Annotated in this window: 18 protein-coding genes; 2 read left to right on the forward strand and 16 right to left on the reverse strand. The window is 62.4% G+C overall.

All coding sequences use genetic code 11. The features are described from left to right. Positions 1–20: 20 nt before the first annotated feature. The gene (locus tag CYA_RS00960) at positions 21–872 is read right to left on the reverse strand and encodes a DNA-formamidopyrimidine glycosylase (protein ID WP_011429118.1); all 852 of its coding nucleotides are present in this window, start codon (positions 870–872) and stop codon (positions 21–23) included. Between the two features lie 45 nt (positions 873–917). Further along, positions 918–1,139 carry a photosystem I reaction center subunit IV gene (locus CYA_RS00965; RefSeq protein WP_011429119.1) on the reverse strand — a complete coding sequence of 74 codons (222 nt, stop codon included), beginning with the start codon at positions 1,137–1,139 and terminating at the stop codon, positions 918–920. 279 nt (positions 1,140–1,418) lie between these two features. Between CYA_RS00965 and CYA_RS13905 the strand changes: the two genes are divergently transcribed. Continuing rightward, positions 1,419–1,571, forward strand: coding sequence for a chlorophyll a/b-binding protein (locus CYA_RS13905; RefSeq protein ID WP_011429120.1), 153 nt, complete (start codon positions 1,419–1,421; stop codon positions 1,569–1,571). A gap of 271 nt (positions 1,572–1,842) precedes the next feature. Here CYA_RS13905 and CYA_RS00975 read toward each other — a convergent pair whose 3' ends face one another. The 4 genes from CYA_RS00975 to CYA_RS00990 all read right to left on the reverse strand — a co-directional run bounded on the left by CYA_RS00975 (position 1,843) and on the right by CYA_RS00990 (position 9,973). Continuing rightward, positions 1,843–3,513, reverse strand: a complete 1,671-nt coding sequence (locus CYA_RS00975) for an NAD+ synthase (RefSeq protein ID WP_011429121.1) — start codon at positions 3,511–3,513, stop codon at positions 1,843–1,845. A gap of 80 nt (positions 3,514–3,593) precedes the next feature. Further along, the gene (gene uvrC / locus CYA_RS00980) at positions 3,594–5,459 is read right to left on the reverse strand and encodes an excinuclease ABC subunit UvrC (RefSeq protein ID WP_011429122.1); all 1,866 of its coding nucleotides are present in this window, start codon (positions 5,457–5,459) and stop codon (positions 3,594–3,596) included. A gap of 332 nt (positions 5,460–5,791) precedes the next feature. Further along, entirely contained in the window at positions 5,792–8,125 is a 2,334-nt protein-coding gene (locus CYA_RS00985; protein WP_011429123.1) for a transglycosylase domain-containing protein, read from the reverse strand. A gap of 3 nt (positions 8,126–8,128) precedes the next feature. Then, the gene (locus CYA_RS00990) at positions 8,129–9,973 is read right to left on the reverse strand and encodes a serine/threonine-protein kinase (RefSeq protein ID WP_011429124.1); all 1,845 of its coding nucleotides are present in this window, start codon (positions 9,971–9,973) and stop codon (positions 8,129–8,131) included. 128 nt (positions 9,974–10,101) lie between these two features. On the opposite strand from CYA_RS00990, the gene CYA_RS00995 reads away from it, so the two are divergent. Then, a complete protein-coding gene (locus CYA_RS00995) occupies positions 10,102–11,019 on the forward strand; it encodes a histone deacetylase family protein (RefSeq protein WP_011429126.1) in 918 nt (305 codons plus the stop codon). An 11-nt stretch (positions 11,020–11,030) separates the two neighbouring features. Here the strand turns inward: CYA_RS00995 and CYA_RS01000 are convergent, their stop codons facing one another. The 10 genes from CYA_RS01000 to trpA form a co-directional block, all read right to left on the reverse strand. Then, positions 11,031–11,750: a Stp1/IreP family PP2C-type Ser/Thr phosphatase gene (locus CYA_RS01000; RefSeq protein WP_011429127.1), complete on the reverse strand. Its 720-nt coding sequence runs from the start codon at positions 11,748–11,750 to the stop codon at positions 11,031–11,033. Continuing rightward, on the reverse strand, positions 11,750–13,453 hold the full coding sequence (locus CYA_RS01005; protein WP_187147161.1) for an ABC1 kinase family protein: 1,704 nt from the start codon (positions 13,451–13,453) through the stop codon (positions 11,750–11,752). Before CYA_RS01005 ends, CYA_RS01000 begins: the two co-directional genes overlap by 1 nt. Positions 13,454–13,482: 29 nt before the next feature. Further along, positions 13,483–13,794 (reverse strand): DUF6825 family protein, encoded by a 312-nt coding sequence (locus tag CYA_RS01010; protein WP_011429129.1) that lies wholly within the window; start codon positions 13,792–13,794, stop codon positions 13,483–13,485. 139 nt (positions 13,795–13,933) lie between these two features. Then, complete coding sequence (locus CYA_RS01015; protein ID WP_011429130.1) at positions 13,934–14,659, reverse strand: phycobilisome rod-core linker polypeptide; 726 nt, start codon at positions 14,657–14,659, stop codon at positions 13,934–13,936. Positions 14,660–14,701: 42 nt separating this feature from the next. After that, positions 14,702–15,343, reverse strand: coding sequence for a HEAT repeat domain-containing protein (locus tag CYA_RS01020; protein WP_099812571.1), 642 nt, complete (start codon positions 15,341–15,343; stop codon positions 14,702–14,704). An 87-nt stretch (positions 15,344–15,430) separates the two neighbouring features. Continuing rightward, a complete protein-coding gene (locus CYA_RS01025) occupies positions 15,431–16,201 on the reverse strand; it encodes a HEAT repeat domain-containing protein (RefSeq protein WP_228375394.1) in 771 nt (256 codons plus the stop codon). A gap of 72 nt (positions 16,202–16,273) precedes the next feature. Further along, positions 16,274–16,534 (reverse strand): phycobilisome linker polypeptide, encoded by a 261-nt coding sequence (locus tag CYA_RS01030; RefSeq protein WP_011429133.1) that lies wholly within the window; start codon positions 16,532–16,534, stop codon positions 16,274–16,276. 288 nt (positions 16,535–16,822) lie between these two features. After that, the gene (locus CYA_RS01035; RefSeq protein ID WP_011429135.1) at positions 16,823–17,311 is read right to left on the reverse strand and encodes a phycocyanin subunit alpha; all 489 of its coding nucleotides are present in this window, start codon (positions 17,309–17,311) and stop codon (positions 16,823–16,825) included. A 147-nt stretch (positions 17,312–17,458) separates the two neighbouring features. Continuing rightward, positions 17,459–17,977, reverse strand: a complete 519-nt coding sequence (locus CYA_RS01040) for a phycocyanin subunit beta (protein WP_011429136.1) — start codon at positions 17,975–17,977, stop codon at positions 17,459–17,461. A 414-nt stretch (positions 17,978–18,391) separates the two neighbouring features. Then, complete coding sequence (gene trpA, locus CYA_RS01045) at positions 18,392–19,207, reverse strand: tryptophan synthase subunit alpha (protein ID WP_011429138.1); 816 nt, start codon at positions 19,205–19,207, stop codon at positions 18,392–18,394. Between the last annotated feature and the right edge of the window lie 44 nt (positions 19,208–19,251).

Consider the following 19,251-nt stretch of genomic DNA (forward strand, 5'->3'; position numbering starts at 1 on the left):
CGTTGGCGGGAGATACGCCATCAAGTCTCAACCCGGCCTGGAGGCGGCTGGCAGCGGGGGCAAAAGTGGGCCGAGCGGCCCGAGAGCTTACTCCGCTGAATGGGGGTGCCACAGAGGCGACAGGGATCCCCTTCTCGACCGTACACCCACGCCTGCCCCTGGTAGTTGCCGTTGAGCCCACGCAGATCCCGGTAATCCCGCAGGGTGGTGCCCCGCTGCTCCAGCCCGGCCCGTAACACCTGGATCAGGCTTTCTCGCAGGCGGCTCTTGGCAGCGTCGGAAAGCTGCGCGGCGGGTGTTGAGGGGTGGATGCCGCTCAGAAACAGGGCCTCGTCGGCGTAGATGTTGCCCACCCCCGCCACCAGCGACTGATCCAGCAAGGCGGCTTTGATGGGGCGGCGGCTCTTCTGCAAGGCAGCTTGGAAATAGGCCTCGGAAAAGGCCGGCGAAAGCGGCTCCGGCCCCAAGCTCTGCAGGGCAGGGATCACCGTCTCCGGCTCCACCCCGGCGGGCACCAGCCACATCTGGCCAAAGGTGCGCAGATCAACAAAGCGCAGCTCCCACCCCTGCTCCAAATGCAGCCGGACGCGAGTGTGGATCGGCAAAGGCGCGGATCCCTGAACCCAGAGCAGTTGCCCGGTCATGCGCAGATGCACGCCCAGAACCGCTCCAGAGTCCAGGGATCCCAGAAGATATTTGCCTCGCCGCTGCCACTGGGTCAAACAGCTGCCTGCCAGCCCCTGCGCAAACTCGTCTTTGCCGGGGTAGGCCACGGTGCGAGGGAGAAGCACCTCCACCGACAGGATGCACAGACCCAGGGTGAGGCGCTGCAGATCCCGCCTGACGGTTTCAACTTCCGGCAGCTCGGGCACAGGAAGAGGAAGCCAAAGAGCTTGGTTGAGTTGGCAGGGGCAGCCTTAGCTGGAAGCTTTGGCTTTGGGCTTGGGCTCCTCCACCACTTCCAGCTCATCTTCGCGGAAGTTGTTGGTGTTGATGTTGTAGTAGTTGATCTTGTCGAAGCGGACGATCACCGGGTAGAGAATGCCGCTGGTATCCACCGCCGCAACCGTTCCCACATCCCGATACCAGTAGGATTCTTTCCGCAACACCCGGACTTTGGCACCACGCTGAATCGCCATAGAGGTTCTCTCCATTGACCTGCCCTTCAGATTACCCTAGTCCGTGAGAAGGCTGCGATTTCCGAATTTTTGTAACGGGGATCCCTGTGGCTTCCCTGCAGGTGGGAATCTTCTGGACGCTGGTGCCGCCCCTGCGTTAGGGCAAAGCCCAGCCCCCAAGGCTGCCACTCCCCTGCTGCCGTCGGAAGCGGCTGGTGTTGCGATGTGAAGAAATGCAAACTATACTGAAGGGCAGGTGCTCCTCTTGTAGCCCTTCCCAAGCCCTAACTGGAGGTTTCCATGTCCAACCCCAACTTGTCTGAGCCCAAGTTTGGCTTTAACGAATATGCCGAGCGTCTCAACGGCCGCGCGGCCATGATCGGCTTTGTGTTGGCCATTGTCATCGAAGCGGTGACGGGCCAAGGCGTCGCCTCCTGGCTGGGCCTGATCTAGAAAACTCAGCTTGCCGCGCTATGGAGTCGCTCCCGAAGCGGTAAACGCGAGATTATGGGATCCCTGTGAGCAGAGAGGCAAGCTTGAAAGCCCTGCTCTCTCTGTTTTTTGTTGAGTTGAGGAAAAGCTTTGTTCTGGGGTCTGCCGGCCGGCAGGCCCTCATTCACAGAAAACATACCCGCACCCCTACCCCAATCCTTGCAGGAAAAGCGAAACCGGTTGCGCTCTCCCAACCCTCCTCTCCCTCTGGGAGAGGGACCGGGGGTGAAGGTCAACTGATCCCTTCCTGGCGTTTGGCAATGGGCATGCGCCAGCCGGTGCCAAAGGCGCGATCGGTCACGCGCAGGCCAGGGGGAGCCTGGTGGCGCTTGAACTCGGCACTCTGCACCAGGTGCAGCACCTGCTGCACCGTGTCAGGTTCAAACCCCTGGGCCACCAGCTCACCGGCCGACTGGTGCTGTTCGATGTGCCGCTGGAGGATAGCGTCCAGCAAGTCGTAGGGAGGCAGGCTATCGCTATCTTTCTGGCCAGGTCGCAGCTCTGCTGAGGGGGGCTTGGTGAGGATGGGGAGGGGAATCCGTTCCTGGTGGCGGTTGATCCAGCGGGCCAGGCGGTAGACCCAGGTTTTGGGCACATCGGAAATCACGGCCAGGCCACCGGACATATCCCCGTAGATGGTGCAGTAGCCCACCGCCAGCTCCGACTTGTTGCCCGTGGTCAAGAGCAGCCGGCCAAACTTGTTGGAGAGGGCCATGAGCAAGGTGCCGCGGATGCGCGACTGCAGGTTCTCTTCCGTGATGTCGGGGGGCAGGCCAGCGAAGGGCTCAGCCAGGAGGTGCTGGTAGCTCTCCATAATCGACTGGATGGGCAGCTTCAGGGTCGGGATCCCCAGGTTTTGCGCCAGTTGGTAGGCGTCCGTCAGGCTGCCGGGACTGGAATAGGGAGAGGGCATGAGCACCCCCAGCACCCGCTCTGGCCCCAAGGCGTCGGCGGCAATGACGGCAGTAACAGCCGAGTCAATCCCTCCCGACAGGCCCAGCAACACCTCGCGAAAGCCACATTTGCTGACGTAGTCGCGGGTGCCCAAAACCAGCGCCTCGTAGAGCTCCGCTTCCGGCTCCGCTGGCCAGCGGGATCCCTGAACTTCCGGGCCTTCCTCAGGAGGGTGAACCAGCGCCTCCACATCTACCATCAGGCAGTCCGGCTGAAAGGCAGCGGCTTGGGCCACCACCCGGCCCCGGCAGTCTAGGGCGCAACTGGCCCCGTCGAAAATGAGGTCGTCGTTGCCCCCCACCTGGTTGACATAGAGGATGGGCAGGGCGTGCTTGCGGGCCAGGGATCCCAGCATCTGCACCCGCAATTTTTGCTTGCCCAGGCTAAAGGGAGAGGCCGACAGGTTGATCAGCACATCGGCGCCGCAGCGGGCCATCTCTTCCACCGGATCCCGGTGGTAGCGGCGGTGTTGCCAAAAGTCGCGGTCGTTCCAGATGTCTTCACAGATGGTGAAGCCCACTCGGCGGCTACGGTACTCAATGGGCTGGGGCGGGGATCCCGGCTCAAAGTAGCGGTCTTCGTCGAAGACATCGTAGGTGGGCAGGAGCGACTTCTGGAACCAGTGGCGGATCTGCCCCCCTTCCAGCCAGGCCGCGGCGTTGTAGAGGGGTCGCCCCTCCGGCAGCGGGTTGGGCTGCACGGATCCCACCACCACCGGAATGCTCTCCCGCAGCCGGGCCGCCAACTGCTGCAAAACTTGGCCTACCCTCTCAATCAGGGCCGGGTAGAGCAACAGATCCCGGGGCGGGTACCCCAACAGGGCCAGCTCAGAAGTAATGGCCAGCTCCGCTCCTGCCGCTGCCACCGCCTCGACCGCCGCACGGATGCGCTCGGCATTGCCGCTGAGATCGCCAACGGTATAGTTGAGTTGCAACAGCGCTACCTTCACTTGGCCCCCTTGGCCGAGAATGGCGGACTCCACGATGATAGGCCAGCTCAGGTCGTTCGGCTTGCCCACAGGCGGGTCGGCTACTCCGCTGTTGCTGGCAACTCTGTTTCGGCTTCTGGATGGAAGTAGCGGTAGATCTGGCGGGCCAGCTTGGGGCCAATGCCTGGCACCTGGGCCAACTGCTCTTCCGTAGCCACTTGAATGCGGGCAAGGGAGCGAAACGCCTCCATGAGCAGCTTTTGCCGCTGCTTGCCTAGACCAGGGATCTCCTCCAGAACCGAAGCCTGTTGGCGTAGTTTCCGCTGCTGGCGATGGTAGGCAAGGGCAAAGCGGTGGGCCTCATCCCGCAGACGCTGCAACAGCAGGCGGGCCGGATCCTGGGGCGGCAGCCGCAGCGGCTCAGGATCCCCAGGCCGAAAGATCTCCTCTTCCCGCTTGGCCAGGGCAAAGACCGGCAGGTGATCCAGCCCCAGCTCTGCCAAGACGGCCATCACTGCTGCCAGTTGCCCCTTGCCCCCGTCGATGAGCACCAAGTCCGGCTGATCCTCGGAAGTCATCTTGCTGAAGCGACGCCGCGCCACCTCGGCATGGCTGGCAAAGTCGTCGGAGTGGCCAGGCCGCACCTGGGGGTTGCGAATCTTGTAGCGGCGGTAGTGTTGCTTGGCCGGCAGGCCATCGATAAACACCACCTGGCTGCCCACAGCGTCGGATCCCTGGATGTGGGAGATGTCGTAGGCTTCTAGGCGACGGGGCGGCTCTGGCAGATCCAAAACTTCCGCCAAGCGCTCCAGCGCTGCTGCCTCCCGCTCCGCCAGGCGCTGGCTGCGGGCTAGCTCTAGCTGGGCGTTCCGCTCCACCAGTTCGATTAGCTCGGCTTTGCTCTGCCGCTGCGGGGCAAGGAGGCTGACCTTGCGCCCCTTTTTCTGGCTCAGCCAAGATTCCAAAAAATCGCGATCCGGCAACTCATACTGGGTCAAAATCTCGGAGGGAATTTCCACCGGGTCGCAATATTGGTAATGTTCCTGCAAAACCCGCTGCAAAATAAGAGCCGGGTCGTCGCCGCGGTTTTCGGCCACAAACCCTAGCCGTCCCACCAACTTGCCCGCCCGCACCTGAAACAACTGGATGCAAGCCCGCGAGTCGTTCATGGCCAAAGCTATGGCATCGCGGCTGGCGGTAGAGTTGGGCAAAGAGACCTTCTGGGATTGGCCCAGTTGCTCTAGGCCGCGGATTTGATCCCGATAGCGCGCCGCCGCCTCATAGTTTTCTTGCTGCGCTGCCTGGGCCATTTTCTCCTTCAACTCACGGATAAGCTCGTCCGTCTGGCCTTGGAAGATCATCGCCACTTGAGCAACGGTCTTGCGATACGCTTCCGGGCTAATCAAGCCCTGACAGACACCAGGGCAACGCCCGATGTCATAGTTCAAACAGGGGCGGTCCTTGTAAAGCGGCTTGGGGCGCTGGCGCAAGGGAAAAATGCGCTTTACCAGACCGAGGGTGTAACGCAGCAGGCCCACATCGGTATAGGGCCCGTAGTACTTATCTTGATTTTGGTTGAGACGGCGGTGGCGGGTAATGTAAATCTGCGGGTAAGGCTCTGACCACGTAATGCACAAATAGGGGTATTTTTTATCCTCTTTGAGGAGAACATTGTAGGGCGGCTGATAGGTTTTAATGAGATTGTCTTCCAGGGCTAGAGCTTCGCTTTCGTTATCAGTGACGATAAACTCGATCTCGCAAACCTGAACTACCATGCGCTGAATACGAGGAGACAGGTCGCCGGTAAAGCGAAAATAGGATCGCACGCGAGATCGCAACTTTTTGGATTTGCCCACATAGAGAATCTGGTCGGTGGCATCCCGCATCAAATAGACACCAGGTTCGGCAGGAATCTCCTTAAGGCGGCTTTCTAGAACCTCAGGGTTTTGAATCAGAGGGACAGTCATACAGCTTCGCTCCAACAGGCAAAGCCAGGGATCCCAAGGCTTTCATTCAGTGATGACCAAGTCACTCCCATCTTAAAATCATCCCATCGCCCAGTTGGCTGCAGTTCATTTTCTGGCCGGCTAAGTGTAGCTATCACTCGACTGAAAAACCTCCCAAGCGTTTCGCAACGCTGCCGGGCCGCAGCCCTGCCGCCCCTAAGCCCGTTTCCTTCGGGGGAGGAGATGTGACAGACGGTTTCGCGACAGCTTGCAACGCTCCCACCGGGCACTTCCCCCTGGAGAAGGGGGAGAGGTTTTCTGTCAAGTTGTTAGAACTTGTTTGCCAAGGTCGCCTATTGAATGACTTGGCTCATGTAGTTTCTCCAAGTTTGGGCGGCGATGCTGCTGCTGCCGCGGGTGGGGCTGGCGTCGTCGTTGCCCAGCCAAATGCCGGTTACCAGAGGCGGATTGGGCGTGTAGCCGACAAAGAGCAGATCCCTGTTGGCGGTGGTGGTGCCCGTTTTGCCGGCCTCCCCGATCCCAAGGCGGGCGGCGGTGCCGGTGCCGGAGCGGATCACCCCTTGCAATACGGCGGTCATCTGCTGGGCGACGCTCTCCGACAAAACCAGCCGCTGCGAGCGGGGATCCTCGCGACCGGGGTAGATCTCGCGGCAGGTGCGAAAGTCGTCGGGGTTGGCGCAATCGCTGCTATCCAGGATGCGGCGGATGGTGTGGGGCCTAGACCAAAGGCCGCGATTGGCCAAAGGGGCAAAGGCCGCGGTCAGCTCCAGCAGGTTCACCTCCATCGTGCCGAGAACCAGGGAAGGATAGGGCTGTAAGGGGGATTGGATGCCCATTTGCCGCGCCATGGCCACCACCCGCTCCAGCCCTACCTGTTGGGCCAGCCGCAGGGCGATCACGTTTTCGGAGAGGATCAGGCCGCGGGCCAAGTCCATGGGGGCACTTCCCGAGCGGCAGCCCTGAAAGGTGAGGTTGCCCCAAGTAAGCGGCTCACAGGAGAGCACCTGCGACAGCGGGATCCCCTGGCTGAGGGCAGCGGCATAGGCGAAGACTTTGAAGGTGGATCCGGGCTGCCGTTGGGCTTGGGTGGCACGGTTAAAGGGGCTGGCGGTGTAGTCGATCCCGCCCACGAGAGCTAGGATCTCGCCGTTGCGGCTGTCGAGGCTGACCAAGGCGCCTTGGTTGAAGCCCAGGCGGGATCCCACCTCGCGCACCGTTTGGGCCAGGGCCTGCTCCGCCAGCCGCTGGTAGGGCAAATGCAGCGTCGTCTCGATGACGAAGTTGCCCTCTGCCGAGAGATCTTGCCCCAAAAGCTGCCGCAGCTCCTGGAAGACGGTGCTGTAGAAGTAGGGGGCAACTGTCGAGGTCTGGGAGCGCAGGTTGGGGTTGAGGGTGAGGCGGCTGCGCCGGGCCCGCCGAATCTCCTCTTCCGGGAAAACTTTGAGCTCGCTGAGGCGATCCAACACCCGATCCCGGCCCCGCACGGCGGCCTCGTAGTTGGCGACGGGGTTGAAGGCGTTGGGGGCGGGCAGAATGGCGGCCAGGGTGGCGGCTTCGGAAAGGCTGAGCTGGCGGCTGGGGATCCCGAAGTAGAACTGGGCGGCGGTCTCAAAGCCGTAGAGGCCGTTGCCCAGGTAGACGTTGTTGAGGTAGAGGGTGAGGATTTCGTCTTTGCTGTAGCGCCGTTCCAGCTTGAGGGCGGCGACGGCCTCCCGCAGCTTGCGGCCAAAGGTGTTGCCTGAGCCGGTGTAGTCGCGCAAGACGGTGCGAGCCAGTTGTTGGCTGATGGAGCTGCCCCCCTGCTGCACCTCCCCGGAGCGCAGGTTGACCCAAAAGGCGCGGGCAATGCCCAGCAGATCGACCCCGAAGTGGGAGTAGAAGCGGTGATCTTCGGCGGCCACCACCACTTTGGGCAGAATCGGGCCAAAGGCTTCCAGGTTGGGCAGCTCCCGGTAGAGATCCCCCTGGTGGCGGCGCAGCTCGGTTTGCCGATCCCCGGCCAGGACGATCAGGGGGTTGCGATCGGCGGCCAGCGGCGGTTCTACTGAGAACTTGCTCCACTCATGGCCGATCCAAAGCCTCGCCCCCAGCCCCAAGAGCGCCATCAGGATCAGGCAGCCGCGCACCCCGTACACCTGCGGCGGCGGTGGATCCAACACCTGAATAACCACGCTCTCCGGATCCCGGGGCGGGCCAAGGCTGAGTCGCTGGCCGTGGCGCAGGATCACCCGCCGCACCCGCTCGGCGCCGCCAAAGGGCTTGAGGCGAAAGACGCCGTTGGTGGAGTCTTGATCTTCCAGTTGGTAGCGACCAGCGTTCCACCCCAGCCAGTAGAGGAGGGGATGCAGAGGGATCCGCCACCCCAAGCCAGGCAGACGCCAGCCCGGACGCGGGCGAATGCGGGCGTGCAGATGGCTCACCGCAGGGGCGGGGATGCGGATGGTGGCCACCGTCTGGCTGCGACCAAGAATGTCGGATCCCTGCAGGACAAACACCTGGGGAGGCTCTCCTGGGCAGGTGATCTGCAGGCGCACCGGGCGTTTGGGGGGAGGGGGCTCGGCAGGCTTGAGGAGGGCCGTAGGCCCGACCGGAAAGGGCCTCGCCAGGGTCTTGAAGAAGCGAGCGACGGTGCCCCGTAGGGAATTCTTGTCTTCAGAAGCAGACATGGCTCAATCTCCCCGCAATTCGCGCGCGCGGCGCAGCAGCTCCTGCAGGGTCTGGCCGGGACGAGGGCCGGCGGCGGCTGGAGTGGCTCTGGGGGCTGGGCGGGGCTGGGCAACGGGGACGGTGGGCGGGGGATCCCAAACGGCCATGTAGAGGTGGCCCTGGGGGGTGCGCTCGACCACGCCAGACCAGGGGCCGACGCGGAACTGGACGCGCTCAGAACGGTTTTCCCGCACCGCCTGCAGTTCTCGCTGCAACTGGGGGGGCAAGGGGGCCTGCAGCATGTCTTCCAGCAGCCCTTCCGCCTGCGGGGCGGGCACGTCGTCGGCGACGGTGGCCTCGATTTGTTGCAGCGCCAGGCTGGATTCGTCGTAGGTGAGGCTCAAGTTCATGCTGCCCAAGCGGTACAGGTCGTAGACGGTGTTGGGCCGAGCGCCTCGCCCCTGCTGGCTGGGGGATCCCAGGGCGGCCCGCACCACCTCACGGGAAGTCTGGAGAGGGAAGGCGCGCAACACCGGCCCGCTGTAGGGTTCTAGCTCCGGTGCCGGATCCCGACGGGTTGCGCCCTCGTCCTGCCCAGCACTGCTGCCAAGGATATCCGGAACGAGAACTTCAGGGGCCGTATCGGGCTGCGCCTCCGCTCCTGGGCGCTCATCCTCTAACTCCGTGGCAGCTGGCGAGGGGCGAGAGCCGGAGAGCACCGGAGCCGCAGGGCGCTGCAGCAACCGTCCCAACCCCCAACTCACCAAGGCCAAGCCCAGCAAACTGCCCCCCAAGAAGGGGATCAGGCGGGCCCAGAGCAGGGATCCCCTGTTCTCGCTGGCCATTGTCGGGGGCGCAAGCCGCAGCGTGCCGGCCGTGGCCAGGGGGGGCGCCGAGGGAAAAAGCGGGCCAGAGGGGATCGCTGGAAATTGAAGGGCAACAGCCTGGGAAGCTCCTCTGGGGGATCCCTGCGCTCTGGCTTGGATGCGCTCCAGCTCCGCCAACACATTGGCCACCGTGGGCGGACGGGCGGCCGGATCTTTGGCCAAACAACTGAGGATCAGATCCGACAAACCGGCGGGCAGCGCCAACGGCAGTCCCAGCTCTTCCAAAGGCAGGGGACGCTGCTTGTGGTGGGCCTGGTACCAGCCCGGGAAAGATTCGGTGGTAGGCTGGAGGGGCATCTGGCCGGACACCATCTGGTAGAGCATGATCCCGAAGCTGTAGATGTCGGAGCGGGCATCCAGCGGCAACCCTTCCAGTTGCTCCGGGGAGGAGTAGGCCAGCGTCCCCAGGTAGGCGTGGGTAAGGCTGAGCGACTCGCGGGTGTTGAGCAGCTTGGCAATGCCAAAGTCCACCAGCTTCGCCAGCTCCCCCAAGCTTTCGTCGGCCAGCACGATCACGTTGGCCGGCTTGAGGTCGCGGTGGATCACCTGGATCCGCTGTCCTTCCAGGAGGATCCCTTCGTGGGCTGCTTTGAGCCCCAGGCCAATTTGGCGGGCCAGCCGAAAAAAGCGCTCCAGCGGCAGAGATCCCGTCGCCAGAATGTCCTTGAGGGTTTGGCCGTTGAGGTATTCCATCACATAGAAAGGCACCCCATCGGCAGTGATGCCGTAGTCGCTTACCTTGACAATGTGCAGGCTTTTCTGGCCCAAAGCGGCGCAGGCTTTGGCTTCCCGCTCAAAGCGCAGGCGGGCCTGCTCGTCCATCGCCGGCTGGGAGAGCAGCTTAACGGCCACTTCCACCCCGCCAAAAAGCAGATCCTGGGCCAAGTAGACCCGCCCCATGCCTCCTTGCCCCAGCAGATGGGTCAGGCGATAGCGCTGGGCCAAGAGGCGACCCAAAAAGGGATCCGACGCAGTAAACATAGGGAATCGCGGCGGTAGAGAGAACAGCGCAGAGCCCCCGCAGGGATCCGGCCAGAGTGGGCTACCTCTACCATAAGCACTGGGGCCCCAATAGGCTATGCTCACCCCCGTCGATCCGGTTGCTTGGAATGTCTTTGCCCGTCGTTTACCACCCCGACTACAGCGCCCCCCTGCCGCCGGGCCATCGCTTTCCCATGCCCAAATTCCGCCTCCTGCACGAGCTGCTGCTGCGGGAAGGGGTGATCCGCCCTCAGCAAGTGCATCAGCCGGAACTCCCCCCCCTGGCTTGGATCGAATCGGTGCACACGCCAGAGTACGTGCGGGCCTACTGCGAGGGATCCCTGGAGGCCAAACTGCAGCGGCGCATCGGCCTGCCCTGGAGTCCCGAGCTGGTGCAGCGCACCTGTCGCGCGGTGGGCGGCACCGTCCTGACCGCCCAATTGGCCCTGCGCCATGGCTTGGCCTGCAACACCGCCGGCGGCACCCACCATGCCTTCCCCGCCTACGGCTCCGGCTTTTGTATCTTCAACGACCTGGCCATTGCCGCCCAAGTCCTGCTGCAGCAGGGGCTGGTGCAAAAGGTTCTGATTGTAGACCTGGATGTGCACCAGGGCGACGGCACCGCCTGGATCTTCCGCTCCGAGCCGCGGGTGTTTACCTTTTCCATGCACTGCGCCGCCAACTTCCCCGCCACCAAGCAGGCCAGCGACCTGGACGTGCCCCTGCCGGTGGGCCTGGAAGACGAAGCTTATCTGCAAACCCTGGCCGACTACCTGCCCGATCTGTTGGCTCAGGTGCGCCCGGATCTGGTGCTCTATGATGCGGGGGTGGATCCCCACCGCGAAGATCTCTTGGGCAAGCTGGCCCTCAGCGACGAGGGGCTCTTCCGCCGCGATATGCAGGTGCTGGACACCTGCTTAAAGCGAGGCTACCCCGTTGCCTGCGTTATCGGCGGCGGCTACGGCAACGACCTCGCTCAGCTTGTCTACCGCCACTCGCTCCTGCACCGGGCTGCCGGCGAAGTGTACCGGCAATACCGTCTCTAGCTGGCCGCGAACTAGGCGTATTCGGCGATCACCACCGTGATGTTGTCCCGACCGCCCCGCTCTTTGGCCGCCTCGACCAACTGGCAGGCCAGTTGATCCAAATCCTCCACCTTCAGGCAGTACTCGGCGATGACCTCGTCATCTAGCTCTTCGGTGAGCCCGTCACTACACAACAGCAGGCGATCCCCAGGGCGCATTGTAATCGGCTGAACAGCAGGCGGCCCTGCATCGGGGCGGCCCAGGCAGCGCTCGAGAATGTGGCGCCAGGGGTGCATGCGGGCTTGCGCCTGGGTCAACTCCCCTTGGCGAACCGAGCGAGCTACCAAGGTGTGATCCTCCGTCATCTGCTGCATCTCAGATCCGCGGAGGCGGTAAAGGCGAGAGTCGCCGATGTGAGCGCTCCAGCAATTGTTGTTGGGATCCACCAGAGCCACCACCACGGTGGTGCCCATGTCGGCCCGCTCCGGGTTTTCTCGCTGGTCTTTAAGAATGGCCTCGTTGGCCGCTTCTATCGCCTCGCTGAGCAGCTTGGGCGCTGGCACGGTCTGCCAACCCCGCTCAAGGCACTCGCGAATGACCTCGACCGCCAACAGGCTGGCTGTTGCTCCGGCAGCGTGCCCTCCCATGCCATCGGCAACGATGAAGTAACGTCCTTCTGGATCACAGTAGTAGGCATCCTGATTGCTGCTGCGGACCTTGCCTGGATCCGTAGCGCAGGCATATCGTCGCATCACATCAGTGGCTCTGATCCATTTGCCTTTAAGAGTACCCTGACCAGCGCCAAAGCGGCGAGAACGGCCAAAGCCAGGGTGACGATCGCTAAAGTAGCATGCCCAGCCGAAAATAGCTGGGTTGCGCTGAGAAAAAAAGTTGCAAACAACACCGCGTAGATAACTCCCCGTCCGGTGCTGTTCAGCTTGCGCAGCAAACGCTCTGCCTCGCTGGATCGCACCCGCAGGCGTAGCTCCCCCTGTTCCAGCTTGCTCAAGGTCGCTTCAAGACGGCGGGGCAAGCTGAGGCTGCTGCTGGTGAACTCTGCCGCCTGGCGGCTGACCTGGGCTAGCAGAGTCTCCGTCTCCGGTTTGCTACCGTTCATCAGCTCCTCCGCGAAAGGCTTGGCCACTTCCAGGAAATTGAACTCCGGATCCAAGCTTTTCCCCAGCCCCTCCAACGTGGTCAGGGCCCGCATCACAAAGGTAAAGGTGGCGGGAAAGCGAAACGGCTGATCGTAGGCCAGCTCGTAGAGGTCTTCGCTGATGGCCATCACCGAGATCTCGTCGGAGCTGTTGGAAAAGGGCTTGTCCATGAAGTGATCCAACATGTACTGCACCGAGCGGCGTACTGGCGCCAGATCGGCAGTGGGCACCAACACGCCCAGCTCCACCAGCGAGGCCACCACCAGGTCGGCATTTTTGGCCACCACAGCCGCCAGCATGGCCACCAACTTTCCCTTGATGCCAGGGCGAATGCGCCCCATCATGCCGAAGTCGTAGAAGATCAGCGTGCCATCCGGCTTGACGGCAATGTTGCCAGGGTGGGGATCGGCGTGAAAAAAGCCGTCTTTGAGCAGTTGCCGCAAATAGGCCTCTGCCCCCAAGCGGGCCAAGAGCTTGCGATCCAGCCCCGCCGCGCTCAGGGCTTCGTAGTCGCTGATCTTGATCCCTGGCAGGTATTCCAGCGTCAGCAGGCGGGGGGAAGTGTAGCGCCAGTACACTTTGGGGACGGCAATTTGTGGCATGTCCCGAAAGTTGCGGCGAAAGGTGTCGGCGTTGCGGCCCTCGTTGAGGTAGTCCACTTCCTCCCAGAGGGTGCGCCGACACTCTTCGTAGATGCCGATCCAGTCGCGGCCCGGCCCGCCCCAACGGGTGTGGTACTGAAAGAACTCGGCAATACCGCGGCAGATCTCCAGATCGATCGTGAACAGGCGGGTCAGGCCCGGACGCTGCACCTTGACCACCACTTCTTCGCCGGTCTTGAGCTTGGCCCGATGCACCTGCCCCAAGCTGGCCGCCGCCAAGGGGGTGGGATCGAAATAGCTGTAGATCTGCTCAATGGGCTTGCCCAACTCTTGCTGCACGATGGCTGCCACCTGTTCGTAGCCAAAAGCAGGCACCCGATCCTGCAGCTTGGACAGCTCCTCGACGTACTCGGAGGGGAAGAGATCGGCCCGGGTGGAGAAAAACTGCCCCACCTTGATAAAAGTAGGACCGAGGTGGAGCAGCGTCTCGCGGATCCAGATGGCCCTGGCGCGGCGGCGTTTGGCTTTGCGCTCCGCTGTGGGCTGCCCCCCGTAGCTCCACGCCTGCTGATCCAGCCAGAGGTAAAACAGCCAGGTGAGCACAAATCGCCAAATATCAATGAGGCGGCCCCAGCGGGTGTAGTTTTCTCGGGCCCAACGGTAGGCGGTATAGGGCTTGGCGGGTTCGGATCCCAAAACGGCTCGGGATGGGAGTGTGCTGGCGTTCAAGCGTTTCGACTCCGATACTTCTGCAATTCGGAGCGCAACTGCGCCACCTCTGCCCGCAGGTCGTCTAGGGTTGCCTGCAGGTCTTCTGCCTTGAAGGGGGGTGCCGCCATTTCCTGGGCAGCTAGCGATGCTTCCGCCTCAGCCCGGGCCATGACATCCTGGGCAAAGGTCTGCCAGCCCTCTTGGAGCTCCGCCCACACCTTGCCCACTTCCCCGGCAAGGTCGGCAAGGGTGCTCTCCAGGCGCTCTCGCAGCACGTCGGCCACCGCCTTGCCGACAAAAAAAGCCCGCACAACTGGATTGTTCATGTAACCCAAGTGTTAAGAAGCATCACCCAGATTATAACGAATCTTGCCCCAACCAAGCCGAAGAGCCGATCCACCCGAACGGCGTCGGATGATCGGCTTGAGAGCTTGGCAAGGGCGCAGTGGGTAGGAGGCCGAACCCTCAGCGGCGGTTGGTGGTCATGTCGGGGATCTTCAGATCGAAGACGCTGATGTTTTGCCGCGCTGCCGGCTTGGGATTGAGCATGCGGGCCATGTTGAGGAAGTTTTCCGGATCCCCGGGCTTGGGAGGCCGAGTAATCCGGTAGGTGCGCACCACTTCCCGCGTCGAGCGCTTCACGCCGGAAACATCCCGCCACCGCGCCCCGTAGCGGGGGTTGAGCAAGTTGGTCGGCTTCTCGGAAAGGCGGCGGCGCTGGTAAGGCACCACATCGTCCCCGAAGGCGGCGTTGTACTCCTCACTGTCGACAACGGCGTCGATAAAGCCGTTCAGACCGCGGGTGGCCAGGATGATGGAGTACTTGATGCGCTCCTGCTGGCTGTAGGTGGGCCGGCCCAGGAAGCGCTGGAAGGTGATCTCGACGAAGCGGTAGTTGTCGTTAGGAACCATGACCAGATCCCGGTACACCTCCGACTTGCCCAGGCCACGGATAAACTCCTTCACCGAGATCGCCCCGTTGCGCAGCTGGGACTCCAGCGCTTTTTGCCGGTAGCTCTCCAGCATCAGGTGTTCGCTGAAGATCTGCCGGTAGGCGGCGCGGATGACATTTTCGATGCCCGTCGGGTCGTCGGGGCGATAGGCGGGCGGGGTTTCGTCGCTGGGTACAAAGTAGCGCTCCACCCGCACGCTTTGCGTGGTGGGGCGATCGGCAAGCAGCGGAAGAGTCATAGGTTATGCTCCTGAGGAAACGAAACAACAAAATGGCAGGGGTTATGGATCAGCAGCCAGCTCCTGCTGGCTTAGGCGGGCGCGTAGGGGAATCAAGGGATCCGCATCCTGCAAGGCCATTTGCAGGGCTGCCTCGACGGCAGATCGCAGGGACGCCTCTCCCAGCCGAGCCAAATCCGTCAGGGATCCGACGGCGGCATAGCGAACTCCCCAGTCGGCGTCGCCCAGGCATTGCCGCAACAGGTGCAAGGCTCGCTCTTGATCGGAGAGGGGCCGCCGTGCCGCTACCTGTCCCAGCCCACGGGCCGCCGCTCGCCGCACGCTAGGGGCGAAGTCCGCCACAATGGCTTCCGCCAAAAAGGGGTAGGCATCGCCGTGGCCGATACGGGCCAACGCCCGCACCGAATAGGCGCGCGCCCCATAGTCGAAGCCATCGATGTTGGCCAGCAAAGGCCCTACCGCCGCCTCCCCAAAGCGCAACACCTCTTCCAGCGCGGCCTCCCCCACGGCAGGGCGGTTGAAGCCAAAGGCGCGAATGAGCAGGGGGATCCCTTCCACGTGGCCCAAGGATCCCAGCGCTCTCACCACCCGCAACAGTTCTTCCGCTGAGGTGGCCTGTTCCAGTTCAGCGGCCAGTTGAGCCACAGCAGCGGGAAGCACTTGCGCAGCCGAGGAAGAGGACATAGACAACCCAGAGGCCAAGGTAAGTAAAAAACTAACGAAACATCCAAGCGAGCCAATAGGGGGGGAGAGCCCCAAGCCCTTTCACGTCTAGAACAGCCTGTCCAGTTGCGGGATGATCGCTGCTGCCACCCGATCCGGCGGCACTCGCCCTAACTGCAGCGCCACGTCGAACAGTCGCTTCAGAGCATTGATGCGCAGGTTAAGCGCCACATCGGCTGTCGCCAACAGCGGCGCCCCTGCCACCCAGCCGGATTCTGCCAGATCGAAAAGGGCCGCCTGGCGCAGGCTGAAATTGGGGTGGGCCAGCAGCGCCACCAGAACTTGGGTCAGCTCCTCGGCTTGTGTAAAGCGATAGAGCACCCAAGCGGCTGCCGAACGCACCCGCTCCGAGGGGTGGCTTAAGAAAGGCCGAATCGCCGCCTCGGCCTCGGTGGCGTTGAGCTGGCCCAGCGCTTCGATGAAGGCTTCCCAGGGCTGCTCCTGCTCCCGCGACTGCAGCAAGGCCAGCAAGGGAGCCACCGCCCGCCGGTCTCCCAACTGGGCCAGGGCATAGGCAGCCTCTTCCCGCACATGCAGATCGCTACAGCCAAGGGCCTCGATCAGGCCGGGCACGGCCCGCACGTCGCCAATTTGCCCAAGGGCTTTGGCCGCATTGCGCCGTAGCGGGTAGCCCCCCAAGGCGGTGCGATCCCGCTCATCTCGCAACGCCAACAGCAGTGGCTCTACCCCCCGCGGATCCCGAACCGTGCCCAAGTACCAAGCGGCATAGTACCGATCTTGCGGGTCATCCCCCTGCAGCCGCGCTATCGCCTGCTCCCAGGTGAGCGGCTGGGGCAGCACCGCTGTGTTGGATGTCATGGGAACCCTTGCAGAGCCGTCCATGGAATCGAGGCCACCTTGCCGATGACTGCCGTTGAGCAGAGGGATCCCTTACTCAGCAGCGCCGTTGCTCTGGGCAGGGGCCGCCGATAGAGCAGTGACCTGCACGATTTTGCCGCCCATCCGCAGAATGCGCTGCATCTCCGTGGACAGCCGGCTGTAAGGAACTGTGATGCTCATGGTACTGCGACGCACCTTAGCCGAGGTGGCCAGAGCATCGGGTGGGTTGAGCAGGCCAGTGTACTCAACCTTGTAAACCCGGCTGCCGGCTTCCGTCAAAGTTTCAGGGCCGCTGGTGCTTTGACCAAACATCGTTTTCCCCCGAGTCGAGTTCAACTTTGTGCGGCACCTGGGCACGAAGACCTCTTGACCGCCAGAGAGGCCGCAAAAGCCACCTCTAGAGGCAGAACTGTACCCAGGCACAAAAGCTTGGGAAGCAGGCAGACAACCTAGCTGGCTCGAAGAGAGCCGCGGCGCCGAAAACCTGGAAACGACCAGCTCAGCTCCACTTGGGCTGCTGCCTGCTCTGTAGGGGCACTCAATTGGAAGACGAAGAAAGAGATCGCTCCCCCAAAAACGGGATCTCTACTCTGGCATCCCTTAGCTAAGGGCGTTGATGGCGTAGTCGAAGTAAATGGCTGCTTCGTTCGCCGCTTGGCCCTTCAGCATGCCCAGAGCACGGCTCTTCATGTGCTGCAGAGCTACAATGTACCAGCTCGGGGAGAGGTTAAAGGAGCGGTTCACCTCCCGCAGGCCCGCCACCAGGTATTCATCGAGGGGGCCCGTGCCGCCTGCAACCAGCGAGTAGGTGATAAAGCGCAGGTAGTAGCCAATGTCGCGGGCACACTTGGCCTGAAACACATCGCCGTGACCCATTTCGCCCGGCTGGGTCAGGTAGGGGAAGCGCTTGAACACTTCCTGCACCGCTTCGCGCACCAGCGTTTGTTGGTTTTGGGTCAAGACACGGGCCGCTTCCAGAGAGGCAGCAGCGCGCTGGTAACGACCATTAACGGCCTGCAGCTCGCTGGCATTGAGAAAACGCCCTTGATTGTCAGCAGCGGCAATCGCTTCGGTAATGACAGTTTTCACCTTGCAACTCCTAAATGCGTTGACTGTTAGCAAAAGTCTTAGTTGAGCAGCCGGCACTCCTCCAAGTTGGGAATGCCTGTCTGCCTGTCGGAAAGAAGGGATCTAGGCGATCTCACGGAGCTTTAAAGAGGGACGACCGCTTTTAACTTAAACAATGGCGGCAGCCGCCTTGTCGAAGTAGCTGGCCACCTCGCTTTGCAGCGCCGAGCAGTCGCCAGGGGTGATGCCGTTCGGATCCATGATCTTGGCCAGGGCTTCCTTCTTCATGGCCGCAATGGCGTTGGCCATGGAGCTGGTGGGCACCCCCAGCGCAATGTAGGTCTCCCGCAGGCCGTTGAGGCAGCGATCTTCCAGCACCGAGCTATCCCCCGCCAAGGTGGCGTAGGTGATGTAGCGCAAGATGATCTCCATGTCCCGCAGGCAGGCGGCCATGCGACGGTTGGTGTAGGCATTACCGCCAGGGGCGATCAGATCCGGCTCCTGGGCAAACAGGGAACGAGCCGCGTTGGTTACGATTTGGGCGGCGTTGCTGGTCATGCGGTTGACAGCATCCAGGCGTTTGTTGCCTTCTGCCACCAAAGCCGCCAGACGGTCGAAGTCTTGATCACTTAAAAAGGCACCGCGTGCATCTGCCTGAGCGATCACCCGGGTAAAGGCGTCTTGCATGATGGATCTCCTTCTGGTCTTTCCAAAAAGCGATGGGCGACTGGCTGAACCTCTCAAAAGTGGGATCCCAAACTCTGTTGTTTGCGGGATCCTCCTTGCCCAAAAACCGGGGATCCTGTGGAGCGGGTTGCTCAAAACTACCCCCACCGAAGCCCCAGATTTTGAGACAGGTCAAGAACCTCTGCGACTTTCAGACAGCCGAGCATCCAGGTCAATTTTATAGCGTGGGAGGGATGAGTGTTTTGTGAAGATTTACAAATAAACAGGCACCAGAGTGTCTGCTTGGCCGCCAATCCTCTGGCTCTGTTGGGTCAGCAGGCCAGAAACTGGTCGGCGAGGGCAGTAAAAAAATGTAAACATTCGTTTCACTTGTTTTGAGATAAAGGCAAGCCTCTTGCCCACACACTGCAGCAGTCAATGTTGCGGGGTACCTATGCCTTGCAGGGCAGCTTTGAGATCCCGGCAGAAGTGGGCAATTTGTTGCAGCCCTTGGGCGGGGGTGGGGGCCTTGGCCAGCCGTTGCACAAAGGCACTGCCCACGATCGCCGCATCCGCTCCCCAGAGAGCAATCTGGCGGGCCTGGTCGGGGGTGGAGATGCCGAAGCCTACCCCAATCGGCAGGGAGGTGTATTGGCGCAGTTGCTGCAGCAAGGCCGGGATCCGCTGCTCCAGGGTGGCCCGTTCGCCGGTGACGCCGGTGGTGCTGACCAGGTAGATAAAGCCGCTGGACTGTTGGGCAATACGGCGCATTCGCTCGGCGGGGCTGGTGGGGGCCACCAGCAGGATGAGGTCGATCCCCTCCGCCTGCGTTGCTTCCCGCAGGGATCCGGCCTCTTCCAGGGGCAGGTCGGGGACGACCAAGCCGGCACAGCCGGCCTGGCGCAGTTGCCGCACAAAGGTGGGGATGCCGAGCTGGTGGATGGGGTTGTAGTAGGTGAACAGGACGAGGGGAGCCCGCAGCGAGAGGCCCCGCAAGCCCTGCAAGATGTCGCCCAAGGTGACGCCCCGGCTGAGGGCGCGGGTGGCTGCTGCCTGGATCACCGGCCCATCGGCCAGGGGATCCGAATAGGGCACCCCCAACTCGATGAGGTCGGCGCCGTTCTCCTCCAAAACTTGCAGGGCCGCAAAGGTGGTTTCCAAGTTGGGATCCCCGGCGGTGAGGTAGGGGATGAGGGCGGCTTCGCCGCGGCTGCGCAGCGCCTGAAAACACGCGGTGATCCGGCTGGGCATGGGATCTGTCCAAGCTGAGGAGATGGAGAGCACCCCCTACTGTA

This window comes from Synechococcus sp. JA-3-3Ab (assembly GCF_000013205.1).
GTDB lineage: Bacteria > Cyanobacteriota > Cyanobacteriia > Thermostichales > Thermostichaceae > Thermostichus.

What these genes read in the sequence shown, in the direction of transcription:
- CYA_RS00985 (WP_011429123.1), bottom strand. Translation starts at nt 8,125, where the DNA reads ATGTCTGCTTCTGAAGACAAGAATTCCCTACGGGGCACCGTCGCTCGC.
- CYA_RS00995 (WP_011429126.1), top strand. Translation starts at nt 10,102, where the DNA reads ATGTCTTTGCCCGTCGTTTACCACCCCGACTACAGCGCCCCCCTGCCG.
- CYA_RS01000 (WP_011429127.1), bottom strand. Translation starts at nt 11,750, where the DNA reads ATGCGACGATATGCCTGCGCTACGGATCCAGGCAAGGTCCGCAGCAGC.
- uvrC (WP_011429122.1), bottom strand. Translation starts at nt 5,459, where the DNA reads ATGACTGTCCCTCTGATTCAAAACCCTGAGGTTCTAGAAAGCCGCCTT.
- CYA_RS00965 (WP_011429119.1), bottom strand. Translation starts at nt 1,139, where the DNA reads ATGGCGATTCAGCGTGGTGCCAAAGTCCGGGTGTTGCGGAAAGAATCC.
- CYA_RS01020 (WP_099812571.1), bottom strand. Translation starts at nt 15,343, where the DNA reads ATGTCCTCTTCCTCGGCTGCGCAAGTGCTTCCCGCTGCTGTGGCTCAA.
- CYA_RS01030 (WP_011429133.1), bottom strand. Translation starts at nt 16,534, where the DNA reads ATGTTTGGTCAAAGCACCAGCGGCCCTGAAACTTTGACGGAAGCCGGC.
- CYA_RS01025 (WP_228375394.1), bottom strand. Translation starts at nt 16,201, where the DNA reads ATGACATCCAACACAGCGGTGCTGCCCCAGCCGCTCACCTGGGAGCAG.
- CYA_RS13905 (WP_011429120.1), top strand. Translation starts at nt 1,419, where the DNA reads ATGTCCAACCCCAACTTGTCTGAGCCCAAGTTTGGCTTTAACGAATAT.
- trpA (WP_011429138.1), bottom strand. Translation starts at nt 19,207, where the DNA reads ATGCCCAGCCGGATCACCGCGTGTTTTCAGGCGCTGCGCAGCCGCGGC.
- CYA_RS00990 (WP_011429124.1), bottom strand. Translation starts at nt 9,973, where the DNA reads ATGTTTACTGCGTCGGATCCCTTTTTGGGTCGCCTCTTGGCCCAGCGC.
- CYA_RS01040 (WP_011429136.1), bottom strand. Translation starts at nt 17,977, where the DNA reads ATGCAAGACGCCTTTACCCGGGTGATCGCTCAGGCAGATGCACGCGGT.
- CYA_RS01010 (WP_011429129.1), bottom strand. Translation starts at nt 13,794, where the DNA reads ATGAACAATCCAGTTGTGCGGGCTTTTTTTGTCGGCAAGGCGGTGGCC.
- CYA_RS01015 (WP_011429130.1), bottom strand. Translation starts at nt 14,659, where the DNA reads ATGACTCTTCCGCTGCTTGCCGATCGCCCCACCACGCAAAGCGTGCGG.